Genomic DNA, 17151 nt, shown 5'->3' with positions numbered 1-17151 from the left:
TAAGACAATGGTTAGAAAGCCTCGGATATTATTATGACGGAGATTTAGTAATAAACGGTAGGAACATTTTCTTAGGTAAGTTTCGAGTATAGTTAAAGTGATAAGCCTAATAATCAGATAATTGAAAATATATGAGTTAAGAGGATATTGGAGGTATGACATTGAAAATAAGAAAATATCAAGAAGAGGACTGTTTAAGTACAATTCAGTTGTTTAGAGAGACGGTATTATATATAAATAGCAAAGATTATAGCGAGGAACAGGTCCAAGCTTGGGGTGGTTATGAATTAGATCCTGTTATTTGGAATAGATTTTTACTAAATAATTATTCCGTTGTTGCCATAAAAGATAATATTATTGTTGGTTTTGGTGATATGGATAAATCAGGTTATTTAGATAGACTTTTTGTTCATAAAAATTATCAAGGTCAAAATATAGCGACTATAATTATGAGGAATCTTGAATTTTACGTAAATGCTAGTAAGTTCACGTCGCATGTTTCAATTACTGCTAAGCCATTCTTTGAAAATCAAGGTTATCATGTGGTGAAAGATAACCTTGTAAAAGTGAGAGGAGTAACATTGAAAAATTTTATTATGGAGAAAGATAATTCGTACCATAATTAGAAATATATGTTTTAAAGTCCTACTTTAAATAAAAAACATCAAAGAAATAAAAAGAGTGCGAATCTGCACTCTTTATTTAAAAGCATCTGCATTACCTTTACCAGTAGTCAGAAGAGGTTGTGACGAAAATACCTAATATCTAATATATAGTACTCTTATCCTTATAAGTCGTATGAAGATATTTATGAGAAGTCTCACTATATGGTTCGCCTAAGAAATCATCGTACAATTTTTTAATATAAGGGTTATCATGAGATTTTCTAATTTCTTTATTTTCATCAATTTTATAAAGTGATTTTCCTCTTGATTTAACTATATTATAGTCACCAAAGTGGAAAGGTTGGCCTCCACCACCTATGCATCCTCCTGGGCAAGCCATAACTTCAACTATATGGTAGTCAGACTTTCCTTCGACGATATCGTCCATTATTTTTCGGGCATTTCCTAGGCTGTTGACTACACATACCTTTATTTCAGATCCTCCAACGTGCACACTTGCTTCCTTAATACCTCTAAAACCTCTAACTTCTCTAAAATCTACACTATCTAGAGTTTTACCTGTGATCCATTCATAGGATGTTCTAAGAGCAGCTTCTGTAACTCCACCGCTTGCTCCGAAAATTGTACCAGCGCCTGTCGATTCTCCAAGAGGGGAGTCGAAATCTTCATCAAGTAGGTTAAGAATATCGATACCAGATTCTTTTATCATATGGGAAAGTTCTCTAGTAGTAATAGATATATCATTATCTCTAATATCGTCTACTTCAAGTTCCTCTCTGTTGGCTTCGTATTTTTTAGCGACGCAAGGCATCACGGAGACGACACATAAATTTTTTGGTTCAATTTCTAATTTTTCAGCAAAGTAACTCTTTGTTATGGAACCGAACATTTGTTGAGGTGATTTACAGCTTGATATTAGATCAAGTTTTTCTGGATAGTTGTATTCTATGAAATTAACCCAAGCAGAACAGCAACTCGTAAGTATAGGAAGATTTTCATTTTCTTTTATTCTGTGTATTAGTTCTGATGCTTCTTCCATTATCGTAAGGTCAGCCCCAAAGTTTGTGTCAAATACATACTTAAATCCTAAAGCTTTTAAAGCTGCAACTATTTTGCCAGTAGACATTTCTCCGGATTTTAGCCCAAATTCTTCCCCAAGAGCTACTCTAACAGCAGGTGCAACTTGAACTACGACAGTTTTAACAGCATTTTTCAATTCTCTCCAAACCTGAGTGATATTGTTCACTTCTTTAAGTGAACCTGTAGGACAGACAGCTACACATTGTCCGCAGTATGTACATTCGGTGTCGACCATATCTGCATCAAAAAATGTTCCGACTACTGTATTAAATCCTCTATTTATACCTGAAATTGCCCCAACAGTTTGGATTTTGTTGCATACAGCTTCACATTTTCTGCAAAGTATACATTTACTGTGGTCTTTTACAATTGATTTACTAGATGTGTCCATCTTATCTATAGATTTTGCACCCTTAAAACTAATTTGTCTGATACCAAGATCTGCTGCGATTTCCTGGAGTCTGCACTCACCATTTTTTTCGCATACGAGGCAATCTTGAGGATGATCCGATAGAATTAGCTCAACAATTTTTTTACGAGTTTTTAAAGCTCTTAAACTGTTGGTTTCAACTTTCATACCTTCTTTAACTAGAGTACCACATGAAGGAACAAGCCCTCTATCAGTTTCGACCATGCAAACACGACATGAAGCACATGTTTCTAGTCTTCTAATTTCGTCGGCTTTAAGATAGCATAAATTGTGTATTTTTATATCTATAGTTTTAGCAGCATCCAGTATGGAGGTACCTTCTGGAACTGAAACTGGCTTGCCATTGATAGTCAAATTAACTAGATTCATTTTAATTCCCCCAAACAAATTATTTTTTTATTATTGCGTTAAATTTACAGTTATCAATACAAGTATTGCACTTTAAACATTTTGATATATCAATACAGTGCATTTTACCTGGTGAGCCAGAAATACAAGAAGCAGGGCAAACCTTTGCACATTTTGTACATCCTTTACAATCTTCTGTAATATAAAATGACAGTAGACTTTGACACTTACCAGATGGACATTTTTTGTCCATAACGTGCGCTATATATTCATCCATAAAGTACTGCAGAGTAGTAATAACTGGATTTGGGGCTGATTTACCAAGACCACATAGAGAAGCATCTTTTATTACCTCTGATAGATCTCTGAGGTCATCAATATCTTGCAAAGTTCCTTTTCCTTCAGTTATTCTAGTTAAAATTTCTAGAAGTCTTGTAGTTCCAATTCGGCATGGTGCACATTTACCACATGATTCCTCAACAGTAAATTCTAAAAAGAATTTAGCTAAATCAACCATGCAATCTTGTTCATCTAAAACGAGCATTCCACCAGAACCCATCATAGATCCTATAGAATTAAGTGATTTAAAATCAATAGGAGTATCTATATACTTAACTGGAATACACCCGCCAGAAGGACCACCTGTCTGAACTGCTTTTAGTTTTCTTCCTTCTGGTATTCCTCCTCCTATTTCATATATAACCTCTCTTATAGAAAGCCCCATTGGAACTTCAACCAGTCCTACATTATTAATTTTTCCTCCTAGAGCAAATACTTTAGTTCCTGAAGAATCTTTTGTTCCGTAATTTGAAAACCAACCCGGTCCCTTTAACACAATAGGCGGAATATTCGCAAAAGTCTCTACGTTATTTAAGCATGTTGGAGACTCCCACAGGCCGCTTTTTGATGAACTGTACGTTTTCATCCTAGGTTCTCCGCGCTTTCCTTCAATAGAGTGCATAAGTGCTGTTCCTTCACCACAAACAAATGCTCCAGCACCAAGTTTTAGTTCTATATCAAAATCAAATCCACTACCAAGTATGTTTTTTCCGAGAAGTCCATATTCTTTGGCTTGTTCAATTGCAATCCCTAATCTTTCAATGGACTTAGGGTATTCGGCCCTTATGTATATGTACCCTGTATCTGAACCAATGGCGTATCCACATATTGTCATAGCCTCTACAATAGAGTGAGGATCTCCCTCTAGTATAGATCTGTCCATAAAAGCTCCTGGATCTCCTTCATCAGCGTTGCAAACAACGTATTTTTTACCTTCAGGTCCAGATGGGTTTGAAGCACATGCTTTCCATTTATCTCCAGTTGGAAATCCTGCACCACCTCTGCCACGTAATCCAGACTCTTTTACTTTGTATATTACTTCTTCTGGAGTAAGTAACTCTAAACATTTCCCTAGGGCCAAATATCCATCATTTGCTATGTAATCACTTATTTCACTAGGATCTAAAATACCACAATTTTTAAGGGCAATCCTAGATTGCTTTTTATAAAAATCCATCTCATCTTGATACTTAACTTTTTCATGATCTTTTGAAGGTTCTTCATATAATAGACGATAAATAATTTCATCATGTAAAATATGTTTTTGAATAATTTCATGGACATCTTCTGGTTTGACTTTAACATAAAAAACATCATCCGGAAAAACTTTAACTATAGGGCCTTGAGGGCAGAATCCAAAACATCCAGTGGGATGTGCAGAGACTTTATCACTAATACCAAGCTTTTCAATTTCTTCATTAAACTTATCAATAATTAATAGACTGTTTGATGATATACATCCTGTATTGCTGCAGACCAGGATTTCTCTCTTTTTTATGTTTTCTTTGATGTGATTGTATCTAAGATTTAGTCTAGGTTTAAGATCTTGAGCCATATTCTTTAATTCAACAAAGGAATTTATTTTATGCATCGTTTACACCTCTCATTCTAATAATTTGCGTGTAGTTCTTTTTCTTTATAAGAATCTATAATTTCACAAACTTGTTTGGGTGTTACATTTCCATAAACTTTATCGTTTACGGTAACGACAGGGGCGAGACCACATGCCCCTATGCATCTTAAACTCTCTAATGAAAATTCTAAGTCATCAGTTGTTTCTCCCGATTTTATGCCGAGTTGTTTTTCAAATTCAGCAAGTATTTTGTCAGCTCCTTTTACGAAGCATACTGTACCGGTGCAAACACTAACTTTGTACTTACCAATAGGCTCTGTTTTAAAATATGAATAAAATGTTACAACTCCATAAACTTTGGAAGGTGGAATGTTTAGTTTTTTTGATATGTGGAGTTGAACTTCTTTTGGAAGGTACCCAAAAATTTGCTGTGCATGGTGTAGCACTTGGATTAGGGCACCTTCAGATGGATCTACTTTGTCTATAAAATCATTTAAGTCTGAAAATAGCTTTTCGTTCTGTGAATAAAAATTACACATCTGCATCACTCTTTCATTTAGATTTATATTCCATTTACAGTATTATATCAAAAAGTATAGAAAAATAAATCATTTATTAACAATCATTTAACAAAGTATTTATATTTTTTCAAATTTTCAGTTATAATTTTAATTTAGTTACAAAACGGCTGAAAGTAATCTAGATATTGATTCTTTAAATCGAATATATGTAGATCTAGCATCGTATATTTCTTGAGTTATTTCTTTTGAGTTTTGCATATCTCTTTCAAATATTTCCCTTAATTCTGTAGATTTTTCTTGTGAATATATAAAAGCATTTACTTCAAAATTAAGCTCAAAACTTCTTATATCCATATTTGCTGTACCTATAGAACAGATTGAGTCATCAGCAACTATTGTTTTTGCGTGTAAAAATGCATCTTCACCGTATGTATATATTTTAGCACCAAAATTAAGTAGCTCTCCAGCATAAGAATATGAAGCCCAATACACAAAAGGATGGTCTGGTTTTGAAGGTATCATTATTCTTACATCTACTCCTGATAGACAAGCTATTTTAAGAGTATCCAAGAGCGTAGTATCAAGTATTAAATAAGGGCTTTGAATGTATACGTAGTCAGTTGCCTTTTGTATTATTTTGATGTATCCATATTTTATTTCGTCTAGGTTTATAATATCTGGTCCACTAGAAACTATTTGTATGCCGACGTTTCCTTCTTCACAGTCACATTTAGTGCTGCTATTTTGAAAATGACTGTATAGATCCAAATCTTCTTTAGTAGTATATTTCCAATCCAGCATAAATCTCATATTTAGATCCATCACACAATCACCAGTAAGTTTGGTATGTGTATCTCTCCACTCTCCAAATTTGGGATCTCTTCCAAGATACTCATCACCTACATTAAATCCACCTACAAATCCAACACAGTTGTCAATAACAACGATTTTACGATGATTTCTATAATTTAGGTTGAAATTTACAATTTTTAAAATAGATGGGAAGAAACTAGCTACTTTTACACCATTTTCTTTGAGAAGATCAATAGAATTTTTGCTAAAGTTTCTGCCTCCTACGGCATCATACAATAATCTTACTTCAACACCTTCCTGCGCTTTTTGAACTAGTATATCAACAATTTCTTTACCTATATTATCATCTTTAAAAATATAGAACTGAATATTTATATAATGTTTGGCTTTTTTTAATTCTGTTATAAGACTTCTAAAAAACTTTTCAGAGTCTGGATAGATATTTACATTATTATTAGTTGTATAATGAGCATTATTTGAGTTTGCAAGTGCAGAAATCATATCTTTATGTTCACTGGCTGATCTATCAAACTTTAAGTTTGAATGCAAGGCTATCTGAGTTTTTAATATATTGCTTTTTAAAATTTTATCGTCTTGTTCTTTGAGTTGGAACATATTATTTTTTGATAAATCTCTGCCAAATATTATATATAGTACAAAACCTACTACTGGGACTAAAACTAGAATAGCTATCCAAGTAAGAGTAGTGTTTATATTCCTTTTTTCTCTAAATACTAAATTTAGCACAACTAAAAAGTTAACTATATATACTGCAGTAACTGAGAATTCGTATATTGAAGCTTTGAAAATTTCTAGATCAAACAAATTTTTTCCTCCTATATTTTAAAAATATTGTTAAATTATAGCTTAGTAATAAGTACTATTATATATAATTATTCCGAAATAACAAATAAAAAATCAGTTTATAGTAGAAAATTTATAGAATTATTAATATTAATTAAAACAGAACCTGAAAGCAATGATATAATAGTATATATACTATAATTGCAGAAAGTCTAGTCTGCTTTAGTATATTGTTATTTCTAACTCAATACATTATTATATATTTAATTATAATAATTTATTAAAAATAGAAATAAGATAAGAAGATAAATGAAAAATTAAGCCAGGGTTTAATTAATAGAAAATGGGGAAATAATTGGGGCTGAAGTTTATTTAGCCAACGATTTAAAATATGAAAGCGAAACAAAATTTTGGAGGAAACTTATAATCATGAATAAAGAGTATGTATTTGAAAAATTGTCAAAAATAGTAAACAAGGAAGATATTAAAATAGATGAACCTATGAAAAATCACATTTCTTTTAAAGTAGGTGGACCAGCTGATGTGTTGGTTAGACCTAGAACAGAAAAAGAGATCAGAGAAATTCTTAAATTTATAAAGGAAGATGATATTCCATACTTAATAATAGGAAATGGATCGAATATGTTGGTAAAAGACGGTGGCCTTAGGGGATTAGTTATTGAAATAGCTGATAACTTTAATGAGTCTAAAGTAGAGGGTAATATAGTTGAAGTTCAATCAGGAGCACTTTTATCAACTCTTGGAAAAGAAATTTTAAGAAATTCACTTAAAGGATTTGAATTTGCGACAGGTATACCGGGTACTATAGGTGGAGCGCTTTGTATGAATGCTGGAGCCTATGGTGGAGAAATGAAAGATATAGTTAAAACAGTAAGAATAATAGACATGGATGGTAACATTAAAGATCTTTCTAATGAAGAGATGGAGTTTAAGTATAGAAACAGTCTTGTAGCTAACATAAAGTGCATAGTTTTATCTTGTAAATTAGAGCTAGAAAAGGGCAATTACGATGATATAAAAGCCCATATAGACGACCTTACAGACAGAAGGGTTACAAAGCAGCCATTAAACTATCCTAGTGCGGGTAGTACATTTAAAAGGCCAGTTGGTCACTACGCTGGTCAATTAATAGATGAAAGTGGGCTTAGAGGTCTTACACTTAGAGGGGCACAAGTTTCACAAAAGCATTGTGGATTTGTTATAAATCTTGGAGATGCGACAGCAAAAGATTTGTTAGATCTTATATATATAGTAAAAAGTACAGTATATAGAAAATTTGGAGTTATGTTAGAAGAAGAAGTAAAGATACTTGGAGAGGACTAGAAAATGAAAATATTAGCTGATTATCATACACATACAGTATTTAGCCATGGCAAGGGGACTATTGAGGATAATGTAAAGGTAGCCCTAGAAAAGGGAATAGAGATACTTGGAATCTCAGACCACAGTTATAAACATATGACTTATGGTGTAAAGAAGAGTGATATCCCAGTAATGAGAGAAGAAATAGACATGTTAAATGAGAAATATCCCAATATAAAAATTCTTCTGGGTCTTGAATGTAATGTGCTTGATGATAAAGGTAATATAGATGTTGATGACGATGATAGAAAATTTCTAGACTATGTAATGGCAGGCTACCATTTTGGATCTAAGCCTACATCGTTAGTAGCGGCATTAAATCACTTCGACAACTATACTATAAAGAGTGAAAAAGCAAAAATTTACAATACAAATGCAGTAATAAATGCTATAAAAAACAACGACATATTTTGTATAACTCACCCAGGTGATAAAGGGGATGTTTATATTGAAGAGATTGCAAAGATAGCATTTGAGACAGATACTAGACTAGAGATTAATAGCAGTCATAGATTTTTAAATGTGAATCAGATACAAAATATAAAGCATATAAATAATAAATTTATAATTGGATCAGATGCACATGCACCAATTAAAGTTGGGAACTTCAATCTGGCTATGAAGACTGTAAGAGAATCAGGGTTAGATGTTTCACTGATAGAAAATATTATATTATAAGAGGGAGGTAGTATCATGAAATTTGTTATAGTTACAGGGTTATCAGGATCTGGAAAAAGTGAAGTAATGAGAGCTTTGGAAGACTTAGGATTTTACTGTGTAGATAACTTACCGCCTGCATTAATAACTAAATTTGCAGAGATATGCTACCAACCTAATTCTAGTATCGATAAAGTTGCTCTTGGAGTAGATATAAGAGGACTACAGTTCTTTAAAGATTTTCATGAGAGTTTAAACTATCTAAAAAAAGAAAATTATGCTTATGAAATGCTTTATTTAAACTGTAATGATGATGTTTTAATAAAGAGATATAAGATAACAAGAAGGAATCATCCTTTGGCAAGAAACATGCAGATCTCAGAAGGTATAAAAAAAGAACGAGATATAATGAAGCCATTTAAGGATTCAGCGAGTTGTATAATTGATACTTCTAATATGAAGCCAAAAGATTTACAGGATGAGATAAAGAGAATTTATTATAAAGGTGAAGATAATTTAAATATTACAATATCAGTAGTTTCTTTCGGATTTAAACACGGTATACTTTCAGATGCGGATTTAGTATTTGATGTAAGATTTTTACCAAATCCATATTACCTTGAAGAGCTTAAACTTAAGACAGGTGATGATGAAGAAGTCAGAAACTATGTTATGAATTCTCCAGTAAGTAAAGAATTTTATAATAAACTATTGGATATGGTACATTTTCTAATTCCGCAGTATATTGAAGAAGGAAAACAACATCTAGTAATCGGAATTGGTTGTACTGGTGGTAGACATAGATCTGTAACAATTACAAATCTTTTAGCAGACGATTTGATTGACAAAGGCTATAGAGTTGTTAAAAAGCACAGAGATTCTATGTTGAGATAGTGTGGAGGCTATTATGAATAAAATACTTATTTTAGTAGGTATACTAGGATGGCTCGGCTTATTTGTTACACTATTTTTGTACCAAAAAGCCAAGCGTGAGAAAATAAAGCTATTTACTAGATCAACTACAGAGTGCTATGATCCCAAAGTAGTAGTAATAGGAGGGGGAACAGGTCAATCAGTATTTTTGAGGGGGCTAAAACACAATACTCAAAATATTACAGCAGTAGTTACAGTTTCAGATGATGGGGGAGGTTCTGGAGTCTTAAGAGAGGATTTGGGGATGTTACCTCCTGGAGATATAAGAAATTGTCTGCTGGCACTAGCAAATATTGAACCTACTATGAATGAAATTATGCAGTATAGATTTTCAGATGGTCAGCTTAAGGGTCAAAGTTTTGGAAACCTCTTTTTAGCTGCTATGAATGGACTATACGGAAATTTTGAAACTGCAGTATATAAAATGAGTGAAATATTCGCAATAACTGGTAGGGTACTCCCTGTAACTCTAGAAGACGTTAAATTAATAGCTGAGCTTAAAGACGGATGTGTTATAAAAGGGGAGTCTGTTATTCCAAAAGAAGCAAAAGCAAGAAAAACTTCTATATATAAAATAAGTCTCGAACCAGCTGATGTAAAGCCATTAAAAGATGTGATAAATTCAATTTATGAGTCAGATATTATTGTCATAGGACCAGGAAGCCTGTATACTAGTATAATACCTAATTTATTAATTGATGATGTTGTAAAGGCTATAAAAGCCTCTTCAGCACCTAAAGTTTACATATCTAATATAATGACTCAACCCGGAGAGACAGACGGATACAATGTATTAGATCACGTAAAAGCTATAGAAAAGCACGCGGGTAGCAATATAATAGATTATGTTATTGTGAATAATGAAAAGCTACCAAATAAAGTCTTAAATTTGTATAAACATGATGGAGCACAACAAGTTTTGTTAGATAAAAAGCAAACTGAGGGGTTAAAAAATATGGGTATTAAATGTATTGAGAAAAATATGGTTGAGATAAAGAATAACTACATTAGACATGATGCAAAATACATATCTAACATAATAATAGAGCTAGCACTAAATCACAACTATATGTAGTCGTTATAAAAGGGTTTTAAAATTAAATGTAGAAATCCTTATTATTATGTTAGTTTTAAGGAGTGAACATCTATGAGAGAAGAGGTCAGTGCTGGAGGTGTTGTCTTATTTGGTAACGCGGTTCTTCTGCTGAGGAAGTTTAATGGCGATTGGGTATTGCCAAAAGGTAAGGTAGAAGAAGGCGAAAGTAACGAGGAGGCAGCTCTTAGAGAGGTTAGTGAAGAAACAGGAGTAAAAGCGGATATACTCAAATATCTAGGTGAGATTCATTACACATTTAAAGAAAATTGGGATGAAAATAAAGCAGTTCACAAGACAGTATTTTGGTATTTAATGCAATCTAAAAATATGGATACAGTTCCTCAAAAAGAAGAGGGTTTTATAGATGCTAAATTTGTACATTTGGATAGAGTAGTGGATATGGCTAGATATGACGACGAGAAGGAAATTATAAAAGTTGCTTTAGAAGAGATAAAAAAGAGAATCAAGAAAAACTAATTAATAGGTGATTGACATGTCGTTTTCTACAGATGCAAAAAATGAATTAGCTAGGATTTTACCTGATGGACGCAAAGTAGCTATTGCAGAATTAGCTGCAATAATCAAATCAGCTGGGAGTATACAAATAGTAGGTTATAAAAAAATAAACCTAAAAATAATAACTGAGCTTAATTCGATAGCACGTAAAGTTTTTAAATTACTTAAAGTAAATTTTGACATCAATACTACTATTTCTATAAACAAAAACCAAATGTTAAAAAGAAATAACAGTTATGTACTTACAGTTACGGACGAAATGGGAGCTACAGAACTGCTTAGAGAGCTTGGAGTGTTAGAACCAGGGGATGGATTTTTCACTGTTAACAAGGTTCCAGAAAAATTAGTAGAAGAAGATGAATGTAAAAGAGCATTTTTAAGAGGTGCTTTTTTAGGAGGAGGATCTATAAGCGATCCTGATAAGAGCTATCACATGGAATTTGTGACAAACTCTGAGGAATTTGCCATCTCATTAAAAGATTTAATAAATTCACTGGGATTAAACAGTAAGATTGTTCCTCGTAAAAGCAATTATATTGTTTATCTCAAAGAGAGTGAACAAATTTCGGATCTTCTGAGCGTAATTGGGGCTCATAAAGCGCTTTTAAGCTTGCAAAACACAAAGGTTTTAAAAGAAATGAGAAATAATGTAAATAGAATCGTAAATTGTGAGACGGCAAATCTTTCAAAGACTGTCAACGCTTCAGTTAGACAAGTTGAGGATATAAATTTAATACAGAAGACAATCGGAATTAGCAATTTACCCAAAAACTTACAAGAAATTGCACTGATAAGAGTTGAGTACGAAGATATGACTCTAAAGGAATTAGGTGAGATACTTGATCCACCAATTGGTAAATCAGGTGTAAATCACAGGCTTAGAAAAATCGGGGTAATTGCTGAAAAGCTTAGAGAAGAGAATAAATTGTAAAGAATATATATTAAATAAAAATGGACTCCGTATATTAGGAACTTAAGTTACTAATATACGGAGTCCATTTTATTTTAATAAACTGAGTCTATGCTACAGCTTTTTTAAGTTGATTTAAATAATATTTAGGCAATCTAGAAATTAAAAATACTGCAAGTATACATGATACTGGTTTATCGATTATGTTACTTGTGATTCTACCGATAAATGCGGCTTGAAATATACTTTCTCCACTCTGTCTTAAAAATCCAACCAATAGATCAGCGCCACTTCCACTTAATCCACCGCTGACAGCTATAGATATAGGAGTTCCAATTAAAGGACATAAAACAGCTAGTCCTACTCCTGTCAATATAGCAGTCATGTAGTTAAACTTCCATCTCTTTGATATAAATCCTACAAAAAGCCCAAGAGCAATATTAACTAAAGCAAAAGGAAAGTTTATAGGCCCTAGTATTATTCCAAGAACTAAGTTTGTACCCCCGCCTATAGCCGCTCCGTATACTGGCCCAAGTAAAATAGCACCCATTATAGTTCCAAAGGTATCTAAAAATAATAGGGGTATGTTTATAACTTGCATAATAGAACCAACAACTACATTTAAAACTATGCACATTGCACTAAAAGTTAAGGCTTTTGTTCTCATAATCTAAATCCTTTCGTATAAATTAAACTCATAATATGATATTATTACTATATAATTATACAAGACTCTACAAAAGAAAGTATGAAGTATAGATAATAACTATTTAGATGTTGCTTTTATAACACATTTCTATATCTATATATTGGAGGTAGACCATGAAGAGAAATAAAAAAATTGTTGTGCTATGCCATTGTATTTTAAATTGTAATAGCAAAGTAGAAGGATCTTCAGATTACGAAGGGGCAATGTACTTTAATAAGAAATTAATTGACAATGGATTTGGAATTATTCAACTTCCGTGCCCTGAATTAATGATGTACGGAATCAATAGATGGGGGCATTCAAAAGAACAGTTTGATAATATTATATATAGAGAAAAGTGCAGAGAGTTATTATTAGGCTATATATATCAAATTAAGATGTATATAGATAATGCATATGAGGTAAAGGCTGTAATAGCAATAGATGGAAGTCCTAGTTGTGGATACAACAGAACGTGTTCTTCTAAACTTTGGTATGGAGAGCTTAGCGGATGTAAAAATTTAGATGAGAAAATAGAAAATATTAAATTAATAAATGGTACAGGGGTATTTATCGAAGAATTAGTTGAACTTTTAGATGAATATAAAATAGATATTCCAATATTGGGTATTGATGAATTAAGGCTAGAAGAGTCTATAAATGAAGTATATAAAAATCTATTTTAATTACTAGTTATATTTTGTATAGGAAGTTTTAGACTAGACTTTTATGGTAAAATTAATATACAGGAGGAGGTGTCTAAATGAGTAAAAATTTTGTTCATCTTCATGTGCATACGGAATACAGTTTGCTAGATGGATTTTCAAGGGTTTCAAATCTTATAAATAGGGCAAAAGAACTTAATATGAACGCGATTGCTATAACAGATCATGGAAACATGTTTGGTGTTATAGATTTTTATAAAACAGCAAAGAAAGAAGGGATCAAACCAATCATTGGATGTGAGGTGTATACATCACCTAGAACGATTAGGGATAAGGATCCGAATTACGATAAATATCAAGGCCATTTAATACTACTTGCAAAAAACATGCAGGGTTATAAAAATTTGATAAAGCTTGTTTCAATTTCCTATACAGAGGGATTTTATTATAAACCAAGGGTAGATTTAGAAGAATTAGAAAAACACAGCGAAGGGATAATAGCTTTATCCGCTTGTTTAGCAGGGGATGTAGCCAAATCTCTAATGAATAGAAATTATAATAAAGCAAAATTCTATGCAACAAAATACAATGAAATATTTGGTGAGGGAAACTTCTTTTTAGAGGTTCAGGATCACAATATACCAGAGCAAAAAGAGGTTAATGCAGGTATAGTAAAATTATCTAAGGAGACCGGTATACCTTTAGTAGCTACAAATGATGTGCACTATGTGAGAAAAGAGGATTCAAAGACACACGATGTGCTCATGTGTATTCAAATGGGCAAGACAGTAGACGATCCAAATAGAATGAGATTTGGTAGCGATGAATTTTACCTAAAATCTCGAGAAGAAATGGAAGATTCATTTTCATATATAGAAGAGGCTTTAGATAATACAGTTAAAATTGCGGAAATGTGTAATGTAGAGTTTGATTTCAATACTATTCACCTTCCAAAATACGATGTACCCGATGGAAAAACACCCGAAAGTTATTTGAGAGAACTTTGTTTCAAAGGACTTGAAGAGAGATATGGAGATCCTTCACAGGATGCAGTAGATAGACTAAATTTTGAACTTGATGTAATAGTAAAAATGGGATATGTTGAATACTTCCTTATAGTTTGGGATTTTATAAATTTTTCTAAACAAAACAATATTATAGTTGGCCCGGGGAGGGGTAGTGCTGCTGGATCAATAGTTGCATATACACTTAAGATTACAGATATAGACCCAATTAAGTATTCACTACTATTTGAACGTTTCCTAAACCCTGAGCGTGTATCCATGCCCGATATAGATATCGACTTCTGTTATGAGAGAAGAGAGGAAGTTATAGACTATGTTAAGAGGAAATATGGCGAAGATCACGTTGCCCAAATTATTACATTTGGGACAATGGGTGCAAAGGCTGCAATTAGAGATGTTGGAAGGGTTTTAGATACTCCATACAACAAAGTTGATAGAATAGCAAAAGAGATTCCTTTTGCATTAGGAATGACTATAGATAAGGCTTTAGACACAAATCCGAATTTACAATCTATGTATGATGAGGATGGTGAAACCAAAGAAATCATAGAATTATCAAAACAGATAGAAGGTATGCTTAGACATGCATCAACACATGCAGCTGGTGTAGTTATATCTAAAAACCCAGTTGATGAGTACGTTCCACTTTACAAGCATCAAGATTCTATAACAACTCAATTCACTATGACTACACTTGAAGAATTGGGACTATTAAAAATGGATTTCCTAGGACTTAGGACTCTTACAGTTATTAACGATGCTTTAGAGTTAATTGAGAAAAATAGAGAAGCTAAAGGTTATACTGAATTTATAGATTTCTCAAAGATGGACTACGACGATCCAAAAGTGTACGAGCTACTAGCATCTGGAAACACACTTGGAGTATTTCAACTGGAAAGTGCTGGTATGAGAAGTTTTATGAAGCAACTTAAACCTGATAAATTTGAGGATATAATTGCCGGAATATCACTTTACAGACCAGGTCCAATGGATTCAATACCAAAGTATGTAGAAAACAAAAACAATCCTGAGAAAGTTACTTATCTTCATGATAAACTCAGACCTATAATGGACGTTACATATGGTTGTCTAGTTTATCAAGAACAGGTAATGCAAGTGGTACGTGATCTAGGTGGGTACAGCTATGGAAGAAGTGACTTAGTTAGAAGAGCTATGAGTAAGAAAAAAATGGATGTCATGGAAGAAGAGAGACAGTATTTTATACATGGGAAATACGACAATGAAGGTAATGTAGAAATAATGGGTTGTGTAAGAAATGGCGTTCCTGAAGAAATTGCAAATGAGATATTTGATGATATGATTGACTTTGCTAAGTACGCATTTAATAAATCACATGCAGCTGCATACGGAGTTTTAGCGTATGAGACAGCTTATCTTAAAACCTATTATCCTGTTGAATTTATGGCGGCCTTAATAACTAGTATTATGGGAAATACCGATAAAGTTGTTGAGTATATTAGAGAATGCAAATCTATGGGTATAGAAGTTCTTCCGCCTAATATCAATAAAAGTTTCTCTAAATTCTCGGTTGAAGGGAATAATATTAGATTTGGATTGGCTGCAGTTAAAAATGTAGGTATAAATATAATTAACAATATAATAGATGAAAGAGAAAGTGTTGGAGAGTTTACGGATTTTATGGATTTTATTAAAAGACTCGATCAAAAAGATACCAATAAGAGGGTAATAGAGAGTCTTATAAAATGTGGATCATTTGATGGAATAAGTGAAAATAGGGCAAGTCTGATGGTAGGATACGAACCTCTTTTAGATAGTATAGCAATGGATAGAAAGAAAAATATAAAAGGTCAAATATCTCTATTTGATGGGCTTGGAACAGATGAAGAATCCAATACGATTCAAGATCTATATACGATGCCTGTTGTAAAAGAATACAATGAAAAAGTGAAATTAAACCTTGAAAAAGAAGTTCTTGGAATATATGTAAGTGGACATCCACTGTCTGAATACGAGGAAGAACTTTTAGAGAGAACTTCAACTGATAACGGAAAGCTAAATGCATTAAAAGACGATGAAGTAGGTTTCTTAAGATTAAATGATACCAATGTAATAATGGGCGGTATGATAGTCAAAAAATCAGTAAAAACTACTAGAAAAAATGATTTGATGGCATTTGTTGATTTAGAGGATTTATACGGATCTATAGAAGTAATAGTATTTCCGCAATTACTTCAAAAGTACAATGATGTTTTAAATGAAGACGGAATCGTTGTAATAAAAGGAACTTTAAGTATAAAAGAAGAGGAAGAAGCAAAACTTATAGCGAGGGAAATTAAAGATATTTCGGATTATAGTGAGTTTGATGAAAATAATTACAAAAGACCTAATGGAAATTTTGTACAGTTTAAAAAAGCTATTCATTCAAAAAAAATATATTTAAAAATAGATAGTTTGAAAAATACAGAATTGACAGATACTATCACAGATATAGCGTATAGACATCCGGGACATGATGAAATATATTTATTCCCTGAAGATGAAAATGCTTCAGGAAATAAGAAGACATATAAAATTACTGATGTGGGTACGAGCGCAGATGATAAACTTATATACAGTTTAGGGAAGATAATGCCAAGTGAAAATATAAAAATTAAGTAAGCTAAATATATTAATACAAAAAGTAGAATTAAGTTACATTAATCTATTAAATAAATTAATTTATATTAGAGATACTTATTATAAATATTTATAAAAAATTAATA

Annotated in this window: 14 protein-coding genes; 9 read left to right on the top strand and 5 right to left on the bottom strand. The window is 32.3% G+C overall.

All coding sequences use genetic code 11. The annotated features are described in order from the left end of the window. Positions 1-161: 161 nt before the first annotated feature. A complete protein-coding gene (locus KQI18_RS05275; RefSeq protein ID WP_216466623.1) occupies positions 162-626 on the top strand; it encodes a GNAT family N-acetyltransferase in 465 nt (154 codons plus the stop codon). A gap of 139 nt (positions 627-765) precedes the next feature. Here the strand turns inward: KQI18_RS05275 and KQI18_RS05270 are convergent, their stop codons facing one another. The 4 genes from KQI18_RS05270 to cls form a co-directional block, all read right to left on the bottom strand. After that, positions 766-2505, bottom strand: coding sequence for an NADH-dependent [FeFe] hydrogenase, group A6 (locus KQI18_RS05270; RefSeq protein ID WP_216466622.1), 1740 nt, complete (start codon positions 2503-2505; stop codon positions 766-768). 19 nt (positions 2506-2524) lie between these two features. Then, entirely contained in the window at positions 2525-4414 is a 1890-nt protein-coding gene (locus tag KQI18_RS05265) for an NADH-ubiquinone oxidoreductase-F iron-sulfur binding region domain-containing protein (RefSeq protein WP_216466621.1), read from the bottom strand. 17 nt (positions 4415-4431) lie between these two features. Further along, a complete protein-coding gene (gene nuoE, locus KQI18_RS05260; RefSeq protein WP_216466620.1) occupies positions 4432-4935 on the bottom strand; it encodes an NADH-quinone oxidoreductase subunit NuoE in 504 nt (167 codons plus the stop codon). A gap of 138 nt (positions 4936-5073) precedes the next feature. After that, positions 5074-6555: a cardiolipin synthase gene (gene cls / locus KQI18_RS05255; RefSeq protein WP_216466619.1), complete on the bottom strand. Its 1482-nt coding sequence runs from the start codon at positions 6553-6555 to the stop codon at positions 5074-5076. Between the two features lie 408 nt (positions 6556-6963). Between cls and murB the strand changes: the two genes are divergently transcribed. The 6 genes from murB to whiA all read left to right on the top strand — a co-directional run bounded on the left by murB (position 6964) and on the right by whiA (position 12050). Further along, the gene (gene murB / locus KQI18_RS05250) at positions 6964-7878 is read left to right on the top strand and encodes a UDP-N-acetylmuramate dehydrogenase (protein WP_216466618.1); all 915 of its coding nucleotides are present in this window, start codon (positions 6964-6966) and stop codon (positions 7876-7878) included. A gap of 3 nt (positions 7879-7881) precedes the next feature. After that, entirely contained in the window at positions 7882-8595 is a 714-nt protein-coding gene (locus KQI18_RS05245; protein WP_216466617.1) for a PHP domain-containing protein, read from the top strand. Positions 8596-8610: 15 nt separating this feature from the next. Continuing rightward, positions 8611-9468: an RNase adapter RapZ gene (gene rapZ, locus KQI18_RS05240; RefSeq protein WP_216466616.1), complete on the top strand. Its 858-nt coding sequence runs from the start codon at positions 8611-8613 to the stop codon at positions 9466-9468. 13 nt (positions 9469-9481) lie between these two features. Further along, positions 9482-10582: a gluconeogenesis factor YvcK family protein gene (locus tag KQI18_RS05235; protein ID WP_216466615.1), complete on the top strand. Its 1101-nt coding sequence runs from the start codon at positions 9482-9484 to the stop codon at positions 10580-10582. A gap of 72 nt (positions 10583-10654) precedes the next feature. Then, positions 10655-11080, top strand: a complete 426-nt coding sequence (locus KQI18_RS05230; RefSeq protein ID WP_216466614.1) for an NUDIX hydrolase — start codon at positions 10655-10657, stop codon at positions 11078-11080. A gap of 16 nt (positions 11081-11096) precedes the next feature. After that, positions 11097-12050, top strand: a complete 954-nt coding sequence (gene whiA / locus KQI18_RS05225; RefSeq protein ID WP_216466613.1) for a DNA-binding protein WhiA — start codon at positions 11097-11099, stop codon at positions 12048-12050. Between the two features lie 88 nt (positions 12051-12138). Here whiA and KQI18_RS05220 read toward each other — a convergent pair whose 3' ends face one another. Continuing rightward, positions 12139-12696: a CD3073 family putative ECF transporter S component gene (locus KQI18_RS05220; protein ID WP_216466612.1), complete on the bottom strand. Its 558-nt coding sequence runs from the start codon at positions 12694-12696 to the stop codon at positions 12139-12141. Between the two features lie 155 nt (positions 12697-12851). On the opposite strand from KQI18_RS05220, the gene KQI18_RS05215 reads away from it, so the two are divergent. Together KQI18_RS05215 and KQI18_RS05210 are read left to right on the top strand one after the other, a co-directional pair. Beyond that, positions 12852-13403 carry a CD3072 family TudS-related putative desulfidase gene (locus KQI18_RS05215; RefSeq protein WP_216466611.1) on the top strand — a complete coding sequence of 184 codons (552 nt, stop codon included), beginning with the start codon at positions 12852-12854 and terminating at the stop codon, positions 13401-13403. Positions 13404-13480: 77 nt separating this feature from the next. Continuing rightward, on the top strand, positions 13481-17047 hold the full coding sequence (locus KQI18_RS05210) for a DNA polymerase III subunit alpha (RefSeq protein WP_216466610.1): 3567 nt from the start codon (positions 13481-13483) through the stop codon (positions 17045-17047). Positions 17048-17151: the final 104 nt, after the last annotated feature.

The sequence above is a fragment of the Metaclostridioides mangenotii genome (assembly GCF_018917235.1).
Lineage (GTDB): Bacteria > Bacillota > Clostridia > Peptostreptococcales > Peptostreptococcaceae > Metaclostridioides.
The sequence above is the reverse complement of the archived record's forward strand: the minus strand, read 5'-3'. Positions and strand labels throughout refer to the sequence as shown.